The organism is Clostridium sp. AM49-4BH (genome assembly GCF_003478335.1).
GTDB lineage: Bacteria > Bacillota > Clostridia > Lachnospirales > Lachnospiraceae > Butyribacter.
On the sequence record NZ_QUFB01000007.1, the window covers coordinates 33,031 to 53,346 of the forward strand.

The 20,316-nt window shown below is 41.3% G+C and carries 14 protein-coding genes, 2 tRNA genes and 1 pseudogene; 13 read left to right on the forward strand and 4 right to left on the reverse strand.

The genetic code is table 11. The features are described from left to right. The first annotated feature begins 20 nt into the window (after window positions 1-20). Both DW981_RS03470 and DW981_RS03475 read left to right on the forward strand, forming a co-directional pair. A complete protein-coding gene (locus DW981_RS03470) occupies window positions 21-1,907 on the forward strand; it encodes a bifunctional homocysteine S-methyltransferase/methylenetetrahydrofolate reductase (protein ID WP_118506790.1) in 1,887 nt (628 codons plus the stop codon). A gap of 125 nt (window positions 1,908-2,032) precedes the next feature. Further along, window positions 2,033-3,664: an ATP-binding cassette domain-containing protein gene (locus DW981_RS03475; protein ID WP_022025300.1), complete on the forward strand. Its 1,632-nt coding sequence runs from the start codon at window positions 2,033-2,035 to the stop codon at window positions 3,662-3,664. Window positions 3,665-3,861: 197 nt separating this feature from the next. Here DW981_RS03475 and DW981_RS03480 read toward each other — a convergent pair. From DW981_RS03480 to DW981_RS03490, 3 genes are all read right to left on the reverse strand, one after another. Continuing rightward, a tRNA-Gln gene (locus DW981_RS03480) sits at window positions 3,862-3,933 on the reverse strand. 161 nt (window positions 3,934-4,094) lie between these two features. Next, window positions 4,095-5,036, reverse strand: a complete 942-nt coding sequence (locus tag DW981_RS03485; protein WP_118506791.1) for a transposase — start codon at window positions 5,034-5,036, stop codon at window positions 4,095-4,097. A gap of 403 nt (window positions 5,037-5,439) precedes the next feature. Then, window positions 5,440-5,511, reverse strand: a tRNA-Gln gene (locus tag DW981_RS03490). 323 nt (window positions 5,512-5,834) lie between these two features. Between DW981_RS03490 and DW981_RS03495 the strand changes: the two genes are divergently transcribed. Beyond that, on the forward strand, window positions 5,835-7,703 hold the full coding sequence (locus tag DW981_RS03495; RefSeq protein WP_118506792.1) for an alpha-amylase family glycosyl hydrolase: 1,869 nt from the start codon (window positions 5,835-5,837) through the stop codon (window positions 7,701-7,703). A gap of 196 nt (window positions 7,704-7,899) precedes the next feature. Here the strand turns inward: DW981_RS03495 and DW981_RS03500 are convergent, their stop codons facing one another. Then, complete coding sequence (locus tag DW981_RS03500) at window positions 7,900-8,094, reverse strand: hypothetical protein (protein ID WP_022026115.1); 195 nt, start codon at window positions 8,092-8,094, stop codon at window positions 7,900-7,902. Window positions 8,095-8,245: 151 nt separating this feature from the next. Here DW981_RS03500 and DW981_RS03505 point away from each other — a divergent pair, with 151 nt between their 5' ends. From DW981_RS03505 to pilM, 10 genes and pseudogenes are all read left to right on the forward strand, one after another. Continuing rightward, window positions 8,246-8,731, forward strand: a complete 486-nt coding sequence (locus DW981_RS03505) for a DUF5721 family protein (RefSeq protein WP_118506793.1) — start codon at window positions 8,246-8,248, stop codon at window positions 8,729-8,731. Window positions 8,732-8,800: 69 nt separating this feature from the next. Next, the gene (locus DW981_RS03510; RefSeq protein WP_118506794.1) at window positions 8,801-9,031 is read left to right on the forward strand and encodes a type II toxin-antitoxin system MqsA family antitoxin; all 231 of its coding nucleotides are present in this window, start codon (window positions 8,801-8,803) and stop codon (window positions 9,029-9,031) included. 136 nt (window positions 9,032-9,167) lie between these two features. Continuing rightward, window positions 9,168-10,217 carry an ATP-binding protein gene (locus DW981_RS03515; protein ID WP_118506795.1) on the forward strand — a complete coding sequence of 350 codons (1,050 nt, stop codon included), beginning with the start codon at window positions 9,168-9,170 and terminating at the stop codon, window positions 10,215-10,217. After that, window positions 10,210-12,480 carry a S8 family peptidase gene (locus DW981_RS03520; RefSeq protein ID WP_022026111.1) on the forward strand — a complete coding sequence of 757 codons (2,271 nt, stop codon included), beginning with the start codon at window positions 10,210-10,212 and terminating at the stop codon, window positions 12,478-12,480. Before DW981_RS03515 ends, DW981_RS03520 begins: the two co-directional genes overlap by 8 nt. Window positions 12,481-12,713: 233 nt before the next feature. Further along, window positions 12,714-14,455, forward strand: a pseudogene (locus tag DW981_RS03525) (ATPase, T2SS/T4P/T4SS family). Between the two features lie 69 nt (window positions 14,456-14,524). Continuing rightward, on the forward strand, window positions 14,525-15,586 hold the full coding sequence (locus tag DW981_RS03530; protein WP_118506796.1) for a type IV pilus twitching motility protein PilT: 1,062 nt from the start codon (window positions 14,525-14,527) through the stop codon (window positions 15,584-15,586). A gap of 225 nt (window positions 15,587-15,811) precedes the next feature. Further along, a complete protein-coding gene (locus DW981_RS03535) occupies window positions 15,812-17,041 on the forward strand; it encodes a type II secretion system F family protein (RefSeq protein ID WP_243034651.1) in 1,230 nt (409 codons plus the stop codon). A 92-nt stretch (window positions 17,042-17,133) separates the two neighbouring features. After that, window positions 17,134-17,619, forward strand: coding sequence for a prepilin-type N-terminal cleavage/methylation domain-containing protein (locus DW981_RS03540; RefSeq protein WP_118506797.1), 486 nt, complete (start codon window positions 17,134-17,136; stop codon window positions 17,617-17,619). A gap of 30 nt (window positions 17,620-17,649) precedes the next feature. Then, the gene (locus tag DW981_RS03545) at window positions 17,650-18,417 is read left to right on the forward strand and encodes an A24 family peptidase (protein ID WP_118506798.1); all 768 of its coding nucleotides are present in this window, start codon (window positions 17,650-17,652) and stop codon (window positions 18,415-18,417) included. 186 nt (window positions 18,418-18,603) lie between these two features. Next, window positions 18,604-20,307 (forward strand): pilus assembly protein PilM, encoded by a 1,704-nt coding sequence (pilM, locus tag DW981_RS03550; protein ID WP_118506799.1) that lies wholly within the window; start codon window positions 18,604-18,606, stop codon window positions 20,305-20,307. Window positions 20,308-20,316 lie beyond the last annotated feature (9 nt).

Consider the following 20,316-nt stretch of genomic DNA (forward strand, 5'->3'; position numbering starts at 1 on the left):
AGCGCATATGGAGGAAAATAATGCTTTACCAGGGAAATATTCGAGACTATCTAAGTAAGCAGCCATTGCTGTTTGACGGTGCAATGGGAACTTACCTTGCAGATAAATATATACAATTTGGTGGGGAATCCTGCGAAAAATGGAATCTTCGCTATCCGGAGCGTATTAAACAGATACACAAAGAGTATATTGATGCCGGAGCAGTGGCGATCAAAACAAACACATTTGCGACAAATGCAGGAGATCATTTTACGGCAGAAGAGGTTGGAAAGGTTATAGCAGCCGGCACGCAGATTGCACGGGAGGCAATCGAGGAATCTGCAGGAGAGCAGATATTATTTGGTGATATTGGTCCTGTTTTGATCGGTGATGAGAATGATGCGGCAGAACGTTATCGCCTTCCGGTGGACTGCTTTTTGGAGCAGGGTGTGCGTCATTTTTTGTTTGAGACATTAGACAACATAGAAGGATTGGATGAAATTACCGAGTATATTAAGCAGAAGCAGCCGGAAGCATTTATTATTGTTTCATTTGCAGTATCACCGGAGGGCCTAACCCGAAGTGGATGCTATGGGCGTAGTTTATATCAAAAGATGATGAATGTATCGTCGATCGATGCACTTGGCTTTAATTGTATTTCCGGTCCTAAGCATTTGCTGGATCTCATGTATAAATTGTCAAGAGAAAAGAATACAAAATATATCTCGATCATGCCAAATGCCGGTTATCCTGCCGTACTGGATAATAGAACGTATTACGAGGCACATCATTATTATTATGCAAAAGAGATGTACCAGATCGCAAAGCAGGGGGCGTCTATCATAGGAGGCTGTTGCGGTACCGATCCAAGCTTTATCTCGGAAATAGCTAAGACGTTACAGCAGTCGCCGCTCCCCGGAAGAAAAACATATAGTGCGGATGGTTCGGGACGGTCCGTCCACTCTGTTGTGGAGAACCGGCAAACGGAACAATCAATCTCTGTTGCAAATGATGGACAGGAAGTGAAAAACTATGCCGGAAAGGACAATCTGCGCAATACCTTTGCAGCAAAATTGGCATGTGGCGAGAAGGTTTTGGTCGTAGAACTGGATCCTCCTGTAACGCCGGAGATCGATTTCTTCATGGAAGGAGCAGCCAAGTACCAGCAGGCAGGCGTTGATGCCATTGATATTGCCGACTGCCCGGTGGCAAAGGCACGCATTGACAGTAGTATATTGGCATGCAAAGTCATGCGCGAACTTGGTCTGACAGCAATTCCGCATATGACCTGTCGTGATCGTAATATTAATGCAACGAAGGCATTGTTGCTGGGATTAAATGTGGAGGGTGTTAACAACGTACTTACCGTGACCGGAGATCCGGTGCCGGCAGCAGAGCGAGGCTTGGTAAAAACAATGTTTAGCTATAATTCAGCGGTGCTTGCAAATCATATCCGTACCCTGAATGAGCAGATTTTTCAGAACAATCCGTTTATGATCAGTGGAGCATTAAATGTAAATGCAGTTAATTTTGACAGTCAGATCATCCATGCTAAGCGTAAGATCAGCCAGGGAATCGATGTATTATTTACGCAGCCGGTACTTACGGAAAGAGCATTAAATAACCTCAAGCGTGCCAGAGAGGAATTAGATGTTAAGATCTTAGGCGGGATTATGCCGGTAGTCAGCTATCGGAATGCCTGCTTTATGAATAGTGAAATGGCAGGAATTGATGTCGATCCGCGTATTATAGAAATGTATCAGGACAAAGATCGGGCACAGGGAGAGGAACTGGCAGAGCAGATATCTGCTCAGGTTGCACAGGAAATTGCCCCATATGTGGATGGTTTTTATCTGATCACACCATTTAAGAGAGTCGAGCTTATATTGCGGATCATTAAACAGATCCGAGGGCTGTTGGATCGCTAAGGATCGGTACAAATGGCTGAAAAAGGCTTAAATTCCCGAAAAAGGCTTGCAAATTTACATAGTTCCTGTAAAATAGTAGCGTTGCATATTAAGAGTATGTGAACTGAGAAAGGAAAGAGATAATTATGATACAGGCAAGTAACGTGACATTGCGTCTGGGCAAGAAAGCCCTGTTTGAGGATGTAAATATTAAATTTACAGAAGGAAATTGTTATGGATTGATCGGTGCAAATGGTGCCGGCAAATCTACATTTTTAAAAATACTTACCGGAGAGATCGAACCAAGTAAAGGAGACATCATTATTACTCCTGGTCAGCGACTTTCTTTCTTGAAGCAGGATCATTTCCAGTATGATGAGTTTGTTGCACTTGATACTGTTATAATGGGTAACGAACGCTTATACGACATCATGAAAGAAAAAGATGCGATTTATGCAAAAGAAGATTTCACAGAAGAAGATGGTATCCGTGCCAGTGAATTAGAAGCAGAATTTGCGGAAATGGACGGATGGGAAGCAGAATCAGATGCTGCGACTTTGCTAAATGGTCTTGGAATCGCACCGGAACTTCATTATAAAAAGATGAGTGAGATCGCAGCCAGCGACAAGGTAAAGATCCTGCTTGCGCAGGCGTTATTTGGTAACCCGGATATCTTATTGCTGGATGAGCCGACCAACCACTTGGACTTAGATGCGATCCGTTGGTTGGAAGACTTCCTGATCGATTTTGACAATACGGTTATCGTGGTATCCCATGACCGATATTTCTTAAATAAAGTCTGCACACATATTGCCGACATTGATTATGCGAAAATACAGCTATATGCCGGTAACTATGACTTTTGGTATGAGTCAAGTCAGTTGATGATCAAGCAGATGAAAGAAGCCAACAAAAAGAAAGAAGAGAAGATCAAAGAGCTGCAGGAATTTATTCAGCGATTCAGTGCGAACGCTTCCAAATCCAAGCAGGCAACTTCTCGTAAAAAGGCATTGGAAAAGATCGAGCTTGATGACATGAAGCCATCCAGCAGAAAATATCCATATATTGATTTCCGTCCGGAACGAGAGATTGGTAATGAAGTACTTACCGTAGAACATTTGTCTAAGACTATTGATGGTGTTAAAGTTTTAGATGACATTTCTTTCATCATCAACCGCGAAGATAAGGTTGCTTTTGTAGGAAGCAACACGATCGCCACAACTACGTTGTTCCAGATCTTAGCAGGAGAGTTGGAACCGGACGAGGGAAGTTATAAGTGGGGTGTTACGACAAGCCAGTCTTATTTCCCAAAAGACAATACTGAGTTGTTCTCCGGGGACGAGACGATCGTTGACTGGTTAATGCCATTTTCACCGGAAAAGGATCCAACCTATGTACGTGGTTTCCTCGGACGTATGTTATTCCCGGGCGAAGATGGTGTCAAAAAGGTTAACGTATTATCCGGTGGAGAGCGTGTTCGCGTTATGCTGTCTAAAATGATGATCTTGGCATCCAATGTTTTGATCATTGATGAGCCGACAGCGCATTTGGATATGGAATCGATCACCGCATTGAATAATGGATTGATCAAATTCCCGGGAGTAATTCTCTTTACATCTCAGGATCATCAGTTTATTCAGACAATTGCAAATCGTATTATGGAAATCACACCGGGTGGATTGATCGACAAGATTTCAACATACGATGAATATCTGGAAAATGATGAGATGGCAAGAAAACGTCAGATCTTGTCAGTACAGGCAGAAGAAGAGGATTAATATACAGCAGAAGCTATAAACCAGATTGTATAAATATAAGAAATTAGTGTGCCCCATGGAGTTCCACGCTTATGTAGGATTCCATGGGGCGTTTTGTTTGAATAAATACTGCTTAGGTTACGGAATAGATGGTTAATAGTTTATTCCTGCAAAAAATAAACCTTAGAAATACATCTCTAAGGTTAAAAAAAGAAAAACTGGGCTACAAGGATTCGAACCTTGAAATGCTGGAGTCAGAGTCCAGTGCCTTACCATTTGGCGATAGCCCATCATATGTCTTGAAGTATACAACTTACAATGTTTTGTGTAAGCCTTTTGCTCAAGCACTTGTTTATTATATAACACTGGAAACGAAAAAGCAAGTCTTTTTTTTAGAATATTCAGCGAGCTAGCCTTCCAACGCCAAATGACCGGGCTATCTATCATCTGTTCATTTGGTGTTATATATTCTGTTGGCTTCCTCTTCGCTAATTGAAAAAGTCTTCTGCAATTCTGATAATATCGTTTCTTTCGGTATCTTCATATTCCTCAACATGGCTACCGTCTGCTCTATAGTTTCCTCACGGCCTTTTGTATGACCTTCTTCACGACCCTCCGCACGGCCTTCCTCTCGGCTCTCTGCTTTAAGATCCTCAATTGCTTTGCACATATCCACTTTCCCCCTGTCTTGTCTAAATTCCAATCCTATCCCTGCAACCGTATTGATCACATTAGCTGCTGACAGATCAAGACGATGCATCCGTTCATTTTGCGTTATATATTCTGTCAGCTTCTGAGCGTCCACAGAATATTTTATCGTCTGCAGTACCTCACGCAAACTTGTGTGAAACTTCTCAAAATCATCTTCTGATAGCGTCATTGGTTGAATTAATTGTACTCTGTAGTCAGGAACAAAGTCAAGTAATTTACTGTCATTAATGCTGTACATTTCCCTCAGCGAAAGCGGTCCATCCCATGGTTCTGTCCCGAAATATAATGTCAAAGTAATAACAGGCAGTATCTTATCTGTCCTTAAAAATCCCGACAAAAACTCTCCGTTATTTCGCATAGTTCCACTGGAAAACCTCTTATTTCTTCGATTATCTGCTGCAATCATAGCAACCTGTTTATCATACTGCAGCGCATCATATACCATGTTACGCACCGGCATTGCATAATGCACCTCCATCTGATTCTCAACCCCTAATATCACATAGTTTGCATAAGAGTCCTGCATCATTGCTGCAAATTTCAACAGATCGCGGTGTTTCTGCGCTGAATGACTGCCATCCGTTTTACGCTTGGAATGTTTATGCATTTGAGATCTTTTTATGCTAACTTCCACTTCTCTTGACAATTCCTGTCCTTTTATTGCCACCGGCAATGTAACCAATTCCGTAACATCCTTCTCTGTGAGATTCTCCGGCTTTATCTTTTGTTCTCCATCATAAAGAAAAAAATTAAAGACATCCGCAAAAATCTCCGGGTTTCCTATGTATTCTTTAATGATTGTATCTTTAATAATATCTCCCCCTATCCCTGCTGTATCATCAAATGTTGCTTATATGAGTTTTACTATAATACATTTTCTCGGTTGTTTCAATATTTTATATCATTCGTCATAATAAACATGGCATTTATTAAAAAAAACCACTTCTAAAGAGTTATATATTCAAAATCTATGTAGCTTGTGATTAAACCGGGACATCTCAGACATCTCTTCGGGCATGTATTCATCAGAGACGTAACAAAAAAATAAAACCCTAGATAACTATCTAAGGTTTAAAAATAAAAAACTGGGCTACAAGGATTCGAACCTTGAAATGCTGGAGTCAGAGTCCAGTGCCTTACCATTTGGCGATAGCCCATCATATGCCTCAAAGCATGCCATTTACAATGTTTCATGTAAATATTTCGCTCAAGCACTCAGCTATTATATAATAATATTTTCCAAAAAGCAAGCCCTTTTTTATAAAAACTTTTTCAAAAAGCAAATACCTTTTTAAAAAGCACATAACTTTTCATTTTGAAAAAGTTTTTACAGATGGAAAGTTTTATGGCATTCTTGCAAATAGTTGAATTTGATCGATGAAGTACACATCTTGCATATTACCTTTACACCAATGTTAAAAATGTAGTAAAATAGAAATAGTGACTAGACCATAGGGTCAAAAATGATTGGAGTAACAGTATGACAAAAAATCAATTTACAATACAGCCGGGCAATGCACTGCCGCTTGGCGTGACAAAGGTGGCAGATGGTGTTCAATTCGCCATATATTTGCCGGACAAGAGAGAATGTTACCTAAAGCTATTTCGTAAAGGACATCAGACAGAGCAGTATCGGATACCGCTTACGGATGAATATCGCATGGGAAGCGTATATTTCGTACACCTGCGTTCCAAAAATACGACAAGTGCCTTTGATATAGCCGAAGAATTATCCGATAAGTACGAATACGTATACGAAGCAGACGGGGAAGATATTGTGGATCCCTATGCGGCAGGAATATCCGGTCGTGACCGTTGGAATCGTACAGATAAAATGCCCGTCAGAGGTCGTATCTGTTTGAAAGAATTTGACTGGGAAGGAGATTACATTCTGCGCAAGCCCTTTCATGAGCTGGTTTTATATCAATTACATGTAAGAGGATTTACAAAACATGCCTCCTCCGGCGTGAGCAAGCTGGGCACTTTCGCAGGTCTGCAGGACAAGATACCATATATGAAAGATCTTGGGATCAATGGCGTACTCTTGCTTCCGGTATATGATTTTGAAGAAAAGCAGGGTGATAAAGTAAATTATTGGGGATACGGTGTAAGTGATACGTATTATTTTGCACCAAAAGCAGCCTATAGCAGCGGAGAAAATGCAGATGAAGAATTCAAAGAAACGATCAAAAAGCTTCATCGCAACGGAATGGAAGTTATTTTGGACTTCTATTTTGCACCCGGCACCAATCTCAACTTAATGACAGATTGTTTGCGGCATTGGGTATTAAACTACCATGTGGATGGTTTTCGGGTCAACACAGAAGTCATGCCATCGCTTACATTAGCATCAGATCCGATTTTATCCGGTGTCAAGCTGTTTTCTTCTTATTGGGATGAAGAAATGCTATCCGGCGCCGGTATTCATCAGGCGGATAACTGTCTGGCAGAATATAACGAAGGCTTTATGAACGATGCCCGACGTTTCTTAAAAAGTGATGAGGGACAGGCAGAAGCGTTTTATAAAAGATTTTACCGCCATCCGGATAAAGTGGGCGTTATCAACTTTATGACTCATGTAAACGGATTTACGATGATGGACCTGGTGTCCTATGATATCAAACATAACGAATCAAACGGAGAACGAAATGCCGACGGAACGGAGTACAATTATAGCTGGAACTGTGGCGTGGAAGGAAAAACCCGCAAAAAGGCTGTACTGGAGCAACGGAAACGTCAGATCCGCAACGCATTTTTGATGCTGTTATTTAGTCAGGGAACGCCGATGATCCTTGCAGGCGATGAATTTGGCAATAGTCAGGAAGGCAATAACAATCCGTATTGTCACGATGATGCGGTAACTTGGCTCAATTGGAAACCAACCAAGACAGGGGAGCAGATCCGCAACTATGTGAAACAGTTGATCGCATTTCGTACAGAGCATCCGGTGCTTCATCAAGCGAAAGCATTATGTATGCAGGATACGTTATCCTGTGGTCTGCCCGGCATATCGGCGCATGGAGTGCAAACGTGGCGTCCGGACTTTTCCAATTACAGCCGCATATTGGGTGTGCTGTTAGCCGGCGATTATGCGCAGAAACCGGATGGAACTTCCGATGATTCTATATACATCATTTTTAATATGTATTGGGAGACAAAGTCCTTTGATCTGCCAACGCTGCCGGCAGGCAAAGAATGGCATGCTGCCATCGAGACATTTGATGAAACATTTCACGTGTTGCCGCAGACTGCCGTTAAGCAGACCAAGAGAAGCAAGAATACAAAACTGGGCAAGCAGCGTGCAACCATAGTTCCACCGCGTTCTATTGTTGTATTTGTCAGCCGCTAGCAGATATATGCGACCGGTAGCCGTCGCAAGCAAAATAGCAGACACAAGAGCGGAGAAAAGCTCTTTATAAGCAAAAAAGCAGACACAAGAGCGGAGAAAAGCTCTTTGTAAGCAAAAAAAAGCAGACACAGGAGCGAAGAACCGCGCCCCTGCATCCGCATGAGGGAGTGTCTGCAGACGCAGATCAGAAATACAATTAGAAATCGTGATTTTTCATGATTTCTGAGTAAAGATCAAGATCACAGACATTTGGCTCTGTGTAATGCGTGCAGTTAGCGCAAGATACGCTCTCTGCAGTGGAGTTAGAGCATCCGCATTTGCCTGTTTCGCAAGGGCAATACTGCGTACAATGTTCTGCAACTTCTTTCATGGTTTTTGCATCTTTTTTCATGATCGTGCCTCCTTATCTGCGCTGTCTGAAGTAGGCAGCCGATGCTGACAGCGCAAGTGCACGCGGCTGTAATCTATAGGAAGACAAACTCTCTGCATCCAAACAGCAGAAAATTTGTCGTGCAATTAGTATGCACAGAAAGCAGGATTTTATGATTTTATTGAAAATTTCTGAAATACAAAAAGCTATGGCGCACTTATTGATCCGCGATGCCTTTGATGAATGTTATTTGGAGCAGGCAGAAGTGCTCACCTTTGCCAAATTGACCATGCAGGGAGGGCGTAATCCGAATTGGTACGATGAAGCGCCTGCAGATGACCGGGTTCGATGGAAAGAGTGCAAACCAACGATATTTACTTATATAAAAGGGGATCGAACGCCAACGATGATGCGCATTTCTTTGAAAGCCAGTGCAGAATTTGCAGAAAAATTGTTGGAAAACAGTGGCGTTTATGACCTGTATTTGCAGGAAAAACCGATGTTGCAACTGCAATTTCGCTATGAAAAGCAGGAATTGGTATTCGTCACCGGTATTACGCATGCGGAATTCACCATGGATAAACGTATTGAGTTTGCATGGGATGCAGCGGTAGAACAGTATGTGAGAAGTTTGGGTGTTGGGGCAGAACGAGGATAAGAACCTATATTATATGTAAGATGCGTGATTGACAGAGAAAATTGCAAAAAAATAAAATAGGGGGCAAAAATGAAATGTTTAAGTTGTAAAATGGAAGAAATGCAAGAAGCTACGAATCCTTATTTCGTAAAACCTAGCAATTGTTATGTGATTATTGAAAACGTTCCATGTTATAAATGTGGTCAATGTGGTGAAGTTTATTATAAAGCTTCTGTGCTGGAAAAAATAGATGAGATTTTAGAGAAATTAGAGCATATTGCTAGTAAAATCTTTATTTTAGATTATAATAAGGCGGCGTAAGAGCTGTCTGCTTGAGCGTTGGTTCGCACATATTTTTCAAAGATACAGTCCAAGATATTAACAAAAGTGTCCCAATATTGACAAAAGTGTCCCAATGTGATATAAAAAATATAATAAATAAAAAGGGGTGCGTACCGTGAAAAAGAAAAATGTTATAAATCTAATTAAGTATTATACGGAAAAAAATGATGCGGGATTTCGCAATGAAGCATATGAAATAGCGAAGGAATTTGATATATCGGGAGACTATCAACTTGCTGAGTACATCATGTCGTTATTATCCGATGTGAATACGTTTGTGCCGCAGGGATTAGAAAATGTTTCTTCTTTTTTTGAAAAAATTGAAGCTAATACTGATATGTTATTACTTCCTGATGAAATTACAAATGATTTAATAGGGGTAGTAAATGCAATTGAACATCATATCGGAATCAATAAGTTTCTTTTTCAGGGCGCTCCTGGAACTGGAAAAACGGAAGCGGTAAAACAATTAGCACGTATTTTAAATAGAGAGATTTTTATGGTGGATTTTTCTGCTGTGGTAGATAGCAAACTTGGGCAGACGCAGAAAAATTTGTCGATGTTATTTAAAGAAATAAATCAATTTGTTCAACCTCTCAAAGTAATAGTGTTGTTTGATGAGATTGATGCGTTGGCATTGGATCGCACGAATCAAAATGATTTAAGAGAGATGGGGCGAGCAACATCAGCGCTGTTAAAAGAGTTTGATAGAATGAATGAAAATGTTGTTTTGGTTGCAACGACAAATCTTTATCAACATTTTGATAAAGCGTTGATACGAAGATTTGATTCTGTTATTGATTTTAATCGTTATTCACAGGAAGATATTCTTTCTGTTGCTGAAAAAATGCTAGATAAATATCTTGATAAGCTGAAGCTTGCAAATAGGGATATTCGATTGTTTAGAAAAATTATGAAATTGATGCCACAACTACCATATCCTGGCGAGCTTAAGAACATGATAAAGACGGCGGTTGCCTTTAGTGATCCTAATGATGATATGGATTATTTTAGAAGATTATACTATGCAGTATGCAATGAAAAACCAAAAGACTTGAAAAAATTGCAAAGTCAAAAATTTACAGTGAGAGAGATGGAAATATTAGTTGGACGATCCAAAAGCAGTGTGGCTCGTGATTTGAAAGAAGGTGTAAGCGATGAATAATATTTTACAGCTTAAAGGAAGATTTGAGCAAAGACCAAATGCTTCTAGGCCTGGATCACCGAAACTTCCAAAAGGAAAAAGTGTTTCAGCATCGCATCTGTATGAATTGGCAAAACAGTTGGAAAGAATTCTTGCGTATTGGACGAAAAATACAGATATTAATGGTGCTTTGGTAAGTGTGCATTATAAGCATATAGTTGCAAAAAGTAATCGTTTAAAAATTCTTTTGGCAGAAAAGGGAAAAACACCAACTGATTCTATTCGAGGCGCTAAATTTGTTTGGGAACCGAATGATGTTGGAGAAGAAGTACAAAAACATGTCTTTACTCACTTTGTTTCATTGGAAGCGATAGAGAAATCAATCGAAGTTTTAAACCAAACAGCATCAATTATTGAAAAACAGTATAGAGGTTCTGTTAATAGTGAAATTATAGAAGAATTAGGCAAAAAGTCGAAATATAATTTTGCCGAAGTACCTAAAACTAATTTTTTAAGAACTGTGGTTGATGGATTTTATGTTGAAAAATTCGATATTGATAGAGCGACGGAGGAAATAACGGAAGAAGCAATTATTACTATTTATCAAACAGGGGTTGATACGAAAAGGCTTCTTTCAAAGTTTGGAATTAATATAGTCGATGAGCGTATCCTTGATGGAACAACATTAAGGCTGAATCCGGATGAAGTCAAATTGTTATATAATAATGCTTCATATCTGATAGCTATGGGGGTTACGGATTTTTCTGAGATTTCGAAGGATGATATGTTAGATGTTTATGAGGATGTGCAAGATGATTTTGGATTAATGATTCCGCATCCAACAAATGAGCCGGTCATAGGTGTTATTGATACTCAGTTTAACGAAAAAGTATATTTTCATGAATGGGTTGAATATACAAATCTACTGGATCCTAATATTCCTTTGTCAAAGAAAGATTACGAGCATGGAACAGGTGTAAGTTATATTATAGTAGATGGCCCACATGGAAATCCAGAGCTTGAAGATGGTTGTGGAAGATTTCGAGTAAGACATTTTGGGGTGGCAACATATAGTGGATTCAGTTCTTTTACGGTTTTAAAGATGATTAGAAATATTGTTGCATCCAATAGAGATATTAAAGTTTGGAATTTGTCATTAGGCTCTAGACTTGAAATTAAACCAAACTTTATTTCACCGGAAGCTGCTGAATTGGATCGCATACAAAGTGAATATGATGTTATTTTTGTGGTGGCAGGAACAAATGTACCGGGAGGAGTTACAAAAAAGAATATGCGAATTGGTTCGCCTGCAGATTCGCTTAATTCTATGGTGGTTAATGCTGTAGACTTTAAGGGTAACTCTGCTTCATATACCCGAGTCGGACCTGTTCTATCATTTTTTCATAAACCAGACATTAGTTATTATGGTGGTGACGGAACGGTATATACTGATAAAATGGTTGTGTGCAGGGATGATATGGGGGCAGCATATGTAACTGGAACTTCATTTGCAGCACCCTGGATTTCACGTAAATTAGCTTATTTAATTTATATCATGGGACTTAGTCGAGAGGTAGCCAAAGCATTATTGATTGATGCAGCAGCAGGATGGAATCGAAAAGATGATGTTTCTCATAGAATAGGATATGGCATTGTGCCAAAGCACATTAATGATATTGTAAAGACATCTAATGATGAAATACGTTTTATTATGACAGGTGCATCGGAGGAATATGAAACGTATACATATAATCTGCCTGTACCTATCGTAGATAACGCACATCCATTTTATGCAAGAGCAACATTGGTATATTTCCCATATTGTGATCGTAATCAAGGTGTTGACTATACGAGTACAGAAATGGATATTCATTTTGGCAGGGTTGTTACAAAAAGAGGATCGACAACAATAAAAGCTATTGATGATAACCATCAATCTGAAGATCAATTAATTACATTATACGAAGAAGATGCAAGAAAAATGTATCGTAAATGGGATAATGTTAAGCATATTAGTGAGGAAATAAAAGATAAAAGAATTCCTCGAAAAGCTTATGACACTGGTTTGTGGGGACTTAAAATTAATACGAAAGAACGCTTGCGGAAAAGAAAAGATCCACTTCAATTTGGTGTGGTTGTAACGTTAAAAGAGATGAATGGCGTAAATCGTATTGATGATTTTGTGAAATTGTGTCTTGCACGAGGCTGGTTGGTTAGTAGACTTGACATTGAAAATCAGCTGGATGTATATGCTAAGGCAGAAGAAGAAATCGAATTTGAATAAAAAATTTAATTTGATTGATCATTAAGCATTTCAATAAGGCGGAATGGAGAACAGTTTATAGTATCAATTCAGAGCAAATACTTGCGTTATATGCCAAAAACCACTATAATAGAATTAAATGTGGGTAAGTATGCCTTATTGTATGGGATGGCACACATGCCCGGAGCGAGAATAATAGCAACAACACAACGAGAAGGAAGAAAATATGAAAAAAGTATGAGCAGGAGGGGAAGATGGATAGTTTTGGTGCATCAAGAGGACGTCGTAAGAAACGTTTAGGAGATTTGCTGATTGAAGGTGGCTTGATCAATGACGAACAGCTTCAACAGGCATTACAGGCACAAAAGGAAGGTGATGTCAGACAGAAACTTGGTACTGTGCTGATCGATCTTGGCTTTGCATCTGATGATGATATCGCAGAGGTGCTGAGCAGACAGTTGAATTTGACGAGGGTTCGCTTAGCGGATTATCATATAGAAGACAATGTGCTCACATTGGTTGATGAGAAATTGCTTCGTAAATATATGTTGATGCCATATGAGTTTGATCCGGAGAATCCAAATGTGCTCCGTGTAGCAATGAGTGATCCGCTGGATCTCGGAGCGTTAGATGATCTGTCTATTGTGACAGGTCTTCGCATCGAGGCTCATGTTACTACAGTAAAGGATGTAGCGCAGGCGCTTGATCGTTACTTTGGTAATGCGGAAGCAATGAAAGTGGCAGATCAGTTCACGAAAGAGCATCAGGAGCGTTATGGTAATAGAGAGAATCGTAATGAGGAGTCAGAGGAGATCAAGCAGGCACCGATCGTACGACTCTTAAATCAGATTATTGAGCAGGCAGTACATAAAAGAGCCAGTGATATTCACTTTGAGCCGATGGAAGAGCAGCTTCGTATCCGATTCCGAGTGGATGGTGTGCTTCAAGAGGCGATGCGGCATGATATTACGCTGTTCCCGGCGTTGGTCGCTCGTATCAAGATTGTCAGCGGTATGGACATTTCGGAGAAACGTAAGCCACAGGACGGTCGTATGAGCGTTATCGTTGATCGACAGGAGTTCGATCTCCGTGTATCTAACCTGCCGACGGTATACGGCGAGAAAGTCGTAATGCGTTTGACGCAGAAGAAGGCACTGACGAGAGATAAGAAGGATTTGGGATTCCAGCCGGATGATTTAGCGAAGTTCGATAAGATCTTGGCACACCCGCACGGTATTATCCTTGTAACAGGACCAACCGGTAGTGGTAAATCTACGACATTGTATACGGCACTTAGCGAATTGAATACAGAGGCGTTAATATTATCACCGTAGAGGACCCGGTAGAGGCAAACCTTGCCGGGATCAACCAGGTGCAGACCAACCCGAAGGCGGGACTTACCTTTGCATCGGCACTTCGTTCTATCTTGCGTCAGGATCCGGACATCATCATGATCGGTGAGATCCGTGACCAAGAGACTGCCAATATTGCCGTTGAAGCGTCTATTACCGGTCACTTGGTAGTAAGCACGCTGCATACAAATAGTGCGGCAAGTACGATCACCCGTTTGGCAGATATGGATATAGAGAGTTACATGATTGCAGATGCTGTTGTTGGTGTTATTGCACAGCGACTGCTTCGACGTGTATGTCCGGATTGTAAGAAGATGGTTCCGTTGACGGAATTCGAAAAGGAAGAAATGCATATCCGGCCGGAATACCGGAGCAGAGAGATTCTTGTACCGCAGGCAAATGTCGGCAGTGATTGCATGAGATGCGGCGGATCGGGATATCAGGGTCGTGTCGGTATTTATGAGATCATGCCAATGTCTAATATGATCAAGCGAATCATTATTCGCGAGGGATCAGCGGAGGAGATTGAGAATCAGGCGATTCGAGAAGGAATGAAAACACTTGTCACTTCAGCAAATCAATATGTATTACAGGGTATTACGACGATTGAAGAAGTACATCGTGTTGCATATGGAGAAGAGTAAAAAGAGAGGGCTATTGTTAGACCTTATCGGATAGAACTAAAAATCTAAGCACAAAATGGGGGAACAGACATGTTAAGTTTTACGATTAATGATCTGCTTGCACAGGCACGTAAGATCGGTGCATCCGATCTTCATGTAGCTGCAGGAGCAGAGGCAAAATGCCGTGTGCACGGTGAATTAAGGAAAATTACAAGGGAACCGTTGTCTGCAGCAGACACTGCGGAATTGATCATGCCGATGGTGCCGGAACGACTGCGTGCATCGCTGGATGAGACGGGTGAGGCGGATTTCTCACACGCCATTCCGGGAAATGGCCGATTCCGTGTGAACGTACTCAAGCAGAAAGGTGCATTGGGTACGGTTATTCGTTTGATCAGTACGGAGATTCCCAGTGCAGAGTCTTTGGGGCTGCCACCGTCAGTCGTAGAGCTTACCAAGAAAAAGCGTGGACTTGTCTTAGTGACAGGACCGACCGGTAGTGGTAAATCTACCACGTTGGCATCGCTCATAGATATTATTAATACAGAACGTGCAGAACATATTATCACAATGGAGGACCCGATCGAGTACGAACATTTTCATAAGGCGTCCATTATCAATCAGCGTGAAGTAGGAATGGATACGATGTCCTTTAGCGCAGCGCTCCGTGCAGCACTTCGTGAGGATCCGGACGTTATCCTCGTCGGCGAGATGCGTGACTTGGAGACGATTTCATCAGCGATCACTGCGGCTGAGACCGGTCACTTGGTATTTTCAACCTTGCATACCATTGGTGCAGCAGCAACTGTCGATCGTGTTATCGACGTATTCCCGCCACATCAGCAGCAGCAGATTCGTGTGCAGTTGGCGAATGTATTGATTTCTGTTATTTCTCAGTCCTTGATCCCGACGAGAGATGGCAAAGGTCGTGTGGCGGCGTTTGAGATCATGCATACTACACCTGCGATCCAGAACCTGATCCGTGAGAATAAGACACATCAGATTTCATCTTCAATCCAGACAAGTAAGAATATGGGCATGATCACGATGGATGATGCGATTTACAAATTGTATAATGACGGCAAGATCGATTCTACGCAGGCGCTTGAATTTGCACAGGAACCGGATCAGTTGCGAAAAAAATTATACTAAATATTTAAATTCGGCATATTGTCTAACTGCGGTAGTAGAAAATTGGATAGTTTTAACAAAAATGGAAAAAATGACACAAAATTGTCTAAAAAAGCAAAAAATATGGTATAATTTTTGAACAAACTATGAACAACTTGGAATTGAAACGGATTCTATATGGGTGAAATTCGAAACGAGTATCATTTATACAGAAGATTGTTCATACATACATAGTGGAAGGAAAAGGTGATACGTGTGGCGACAACAGCGTTTAACTATACGGCGATAGACGCCGGTGGAAAACAGAAAAAAGGCACGATCGAAGCTGCCAGCTTAGATGCGGCGAGAGCGAATCTGAAGAATCAGGGATTGACACCGATTACGGTGGAGAAACCAAATGCCTTGAATAAGGAACTGAACATCAACATTGGCGGTAAGGTTAAGGCGAAAGACTTGGCGGTGTTCTGTAAGCAGTTCCAAAGTATCCTGCATGCCGGAGTTACCGTGATCCAGGCGCTTGGAATGCTTGGTGAGCAGTGCGAGAATAAGAAGCTACAGAATGCGGTACAGGAAGTAAAGGTACTTGTAGAGAAAGGTGATACATTGGCGGGTGCGATGAGCACGATGCCGGATGTATTTCCGAGTATTTTGGTAAACATGGTGGAAGCCGGTGAAGCTTCCGGTAGTTTAGAGACAACATTTGAACGAATGTCGGTAAACTTTGATAAAGATGCCAAGATTAAGGGAATGGTTATGCAGGCAATGATTTATCCTTGTATCTTACTTTTAGTAATCGTTGGTGTAGTTATCATCATGTTAGTAAAGGTAGTACCATCATTCCAAGAGACGTTTGATTCGGCAGGTGGCAAATTGCCGGGTATTACATTAGCAGTTGTGGCAATCAGTAACTTCCTGATCGCAAAGTGGCCGTTCTTCTTAGGCGGTGTGATCGCAGTTGTTGTTGCTATCCGAATGTTTATGAAGACAGACCAAGGAGCAGTGTTCTTTGGAACAATTGCTATGAAAGCACCGATATTTGGAAATCTCACGATTAAGTCGGCAAGTGCGAGACTGACTCGTACATTAAGTACATTGATGGCATCCGGAATTCCGATGGTAGCAGCGATAGAAATAGTCGCAAAACTGATGTCGAATCGATTGGTTCAAGTGGCAGTTGAGGATGCGAAGAATGAAGTAGAGCGAGGTGTGGCACTGTCGCAGCCGTTGGAAGATAGTGGAGTATTTCCACCGCTTCTCTGTCACATGACGCGTATTGGTGAAGAAACCGGTAATATGGAAGAAATGCTGGAAAAGGTTGCCGATTACTATGATGAGGAAGTGGAAGCGGCAACGCAAGCGGTAACGGCGATTATGGAACCTCTTATCATCATTTTGATGGCAGCAATTGTCGTTCCGATCATGGGAGCAATTATGGCACCGATGCTTAGCATCTATAGTATGGCAGAGAATTCTTAAAGAGGTTTCTGTACTAAATCAAAGTTGTGTTATAACCACGAGCCAAGGAGTGGTTTATAATAAATATTTTATAAGAAAAGGAGATTAAAGTTATGAAAAATTATTTAGCAAAGTTACGTGAAAACGAAGAGAAAGGTTTCTCTCTCGTTGAGTTGATCATCGTTATGGCAATTATGGCTATCTTAGTAGGTGTAGTTGCATCACAGGTTATTCCGTACATGGAGAAATCTCGTCAGTCTAAAGATCAGCAGCAGCTGTCTAGCCTTTGCACTGACATTGTAAGCGCAATTTCACAGGCAGATACAGATCCTGGAGATATTGCTGCTACTGAATTAAGTAGTGCTGGAAACAGTGCTGGTTCATGGGGAAAAGTGTTAGAAGGTCTTCGCAGTGCTGACGGAACAACAGATAAGTCTTTGGCTGATATTGAAAGTGGTGTTACTGGTAAGTTAAAGAGTAAACTTGCAGGAACATCACCAAAAATTTATGTTAAACGTGATAATGGTGTGGTAACAGTATTTGTTGCAGACAGCACTGGAGCATCTGTAGGTGGAAAATTGGAAGTGAAATCTGAGTAATTATTATTGTGTAACATTAAGGAGTAGAATATGCCAGTGTGGTGTGCTTATTTGATTTTATACATATGTGTATTTTTGTTTGGAATAGTGATAGGTAGCTTTTTGAATGTATGCATCTATCGTTATCCGAAGAATGAAAGCTTGTTAAAAGGCTCTCATTGTATGGAATGTGGATATCACCTGCGCTGGTATGATCTGATCCCATTATTCAGTTTCCTAATACTAAGGGGCAGATGCAGGAAGTGCCATGCGAAGTTATCGCTTCAGTATCCCCTCGTGGAAGGAATGAATGGAGCATTATATGTGATCGTTTTCTTGGCGAACGGTTTCAACGTTATGAGCGTGATATATTGTCTCCTGACATCCGCCCTAATAGTATTAAGTATCATTGATTTTAGACAATACATTATCCCGGACAAGGTGAACATAGTGATTCTTGTGTTGGGCATTATTGCTACGGTTGTAGATCGACCACAGTGGAAAGAGCATGTGATCGGTTTCTTTTCGGTCAGTGTTATCCTACTGATTATTTATTTGGTGACGGTAGGGCGTGGCATTGGCGGTGGCGATGTAAAGCTGATGGCGGTTGCAGGACTGGTGATCGGCTGGAAAGCATGTATTGTTGCGTTTATTGTAGGATGTATTGCAGGATCGATCATTCATGTGATACGAATGAAAGTTAGTGGTGCGAATCATCGCTTAGCGTTAGGACCTTATCTTTCAATGGGAATATGGTTTGCAATGTTATTTAGTGAACCGATAATAGAGTGGTACTTGAGATTGTGTGGACTGGCATAGGACACACATATCTTTGTTGTTATGGGCTTTTTGACCAAGATTAAGCAATGGAAAATCTTGGTTTCATTGTCACAGAGTGCTTGACGCATTGTCAAACATTGTGTGATATGAAACTGGTTTCTATTGTATTTCGTACAGAAGCTATGGATCAAATTATGATGAAAAAGACAGGGAGGAACAAGATAGATGGCAAAGAAAGTATTGAGTATTGAGATAGGACAACAGGTAACCAAGGCGGTTGTCATTGATTTCCTGAAGAAGAACCCTCATGTGTACAATGCCTTTTCCTTTGATACGCCGGAAGGTGTTATGGAAGACGGTTATGTCAAGGATAAGGATCGTATGGCACAGCTTCTTCGTGAACAGATGAAGGACAATGGTGTCAAAGAAAAAGAGGTTGTGTTCTCTATCGCATCTAGCAAGATCGCGAGTCGTGAGGTAACTGTTCCGTACGTTCCGGAGAAGAACTTAGACAATCTGATCAACGCGACAGCGCAGGATTACTTCCCAGTTAACATGGATGAGTACACATTGGCTTACAACGTGTTAGAGACAGTTAAGGAAAAGGATAAAAAGAGCTTGAAGCTGTTGCTTCTTGCTGCGCCGGATTCTTTGATCCAGAATTATTATAGTCTGGCAGATCTGATGGGCGTTCGTGTGGAATCCATTGACTATTATGGAAACGGTTCCATGCAGGTGCTGCAGAAACATATTGGATCCGGATATAGCGTGTGTGTGCAGATTGGTTCCTTAAATACTATGGTAAGTGTATTGAAAGAGAATCAGCAGATCATGCAGAGAACGATTCCATATGGTACGAATACAATTATAGAGACGATGTTAGCACATCCGGCATTGGAGTGCCGCGATGAGACGGACGCAATGGAAATGCTCTGTCGTGAAAATGTTGTGTATTCCACATTGGATTATGAGGATGAGACAGTACGAGGAACAAGAATTTCCGAGGATCAGTGGAAACGCTCCGGCCAAAGCCGTGAGGCAAGAAAAGCAGTTACCGATGCGGTTGGCGGTATTTTATTAAGTGTTATTCGAGTGGTTGATTATTTTGGCTCTCGTTATCCGGACTGCCAGCTCGGTTATATTTATATCACAGGTATGGGTGTTAAGATCCGCGGTTTGGATACTTTGTTTGAGCGTGAGATGGACCTTCCGGTTCGTAAGCTGGAGAAATTAACAAACATTACATTCTCTAGAGGATTTGCAAGAAGCTTGCAGGATCAGACGGAGTATATCGCAGCGATCGGTGCAGCGATTGAGCCGGTAGGATTTTCCTTAAAGGAACTGAAAAACAAGCAGGGCCGTGCGGCAAGCATGAGAACGGTCAAGATCATTTTGGCAGGCAGTGTGGTTGTTGCAGTTGCACTCGTTGCAGTCGGTTGGTTCCGACTTGTTGGAGCGAACAAGGAGAATGAGAATCTCAAAATGGAGAAGCAGTCACTGCAGAGCATTAATCAGGTATATACGGCGAACGAACAGGCGACTAAGAAGTTTGAAGATGCGGCCGCGCTGCATGTGGCGACATCGACGAAGAATCAAAATTTGGTAGCATTGATCGAGCAGTTACAGAAGAAGCTGCCAAAGCAGATGCAGGTATCTACATTACAGTCGACAGAAGATAAAGTGACACTGACGATCACAACAAAAACAAAAATTTCGGTTGCGAAAATGTTGGTGGAATTTGAAGGAATTGATCTCTTGACGAATGTGAATGTTGCTTCTATTACTGGCGAAGATAATGACGGAAAAGTAGGTAAATACACATTCTCGGTAACAGCAGATTATACACAGTTACCAACGAAAGAAGAGAAGGATGTTTCACTGGATGAAGCAGATACAACGACAACAGATACAACACAGACGGCACAGTAACAGGAGGTG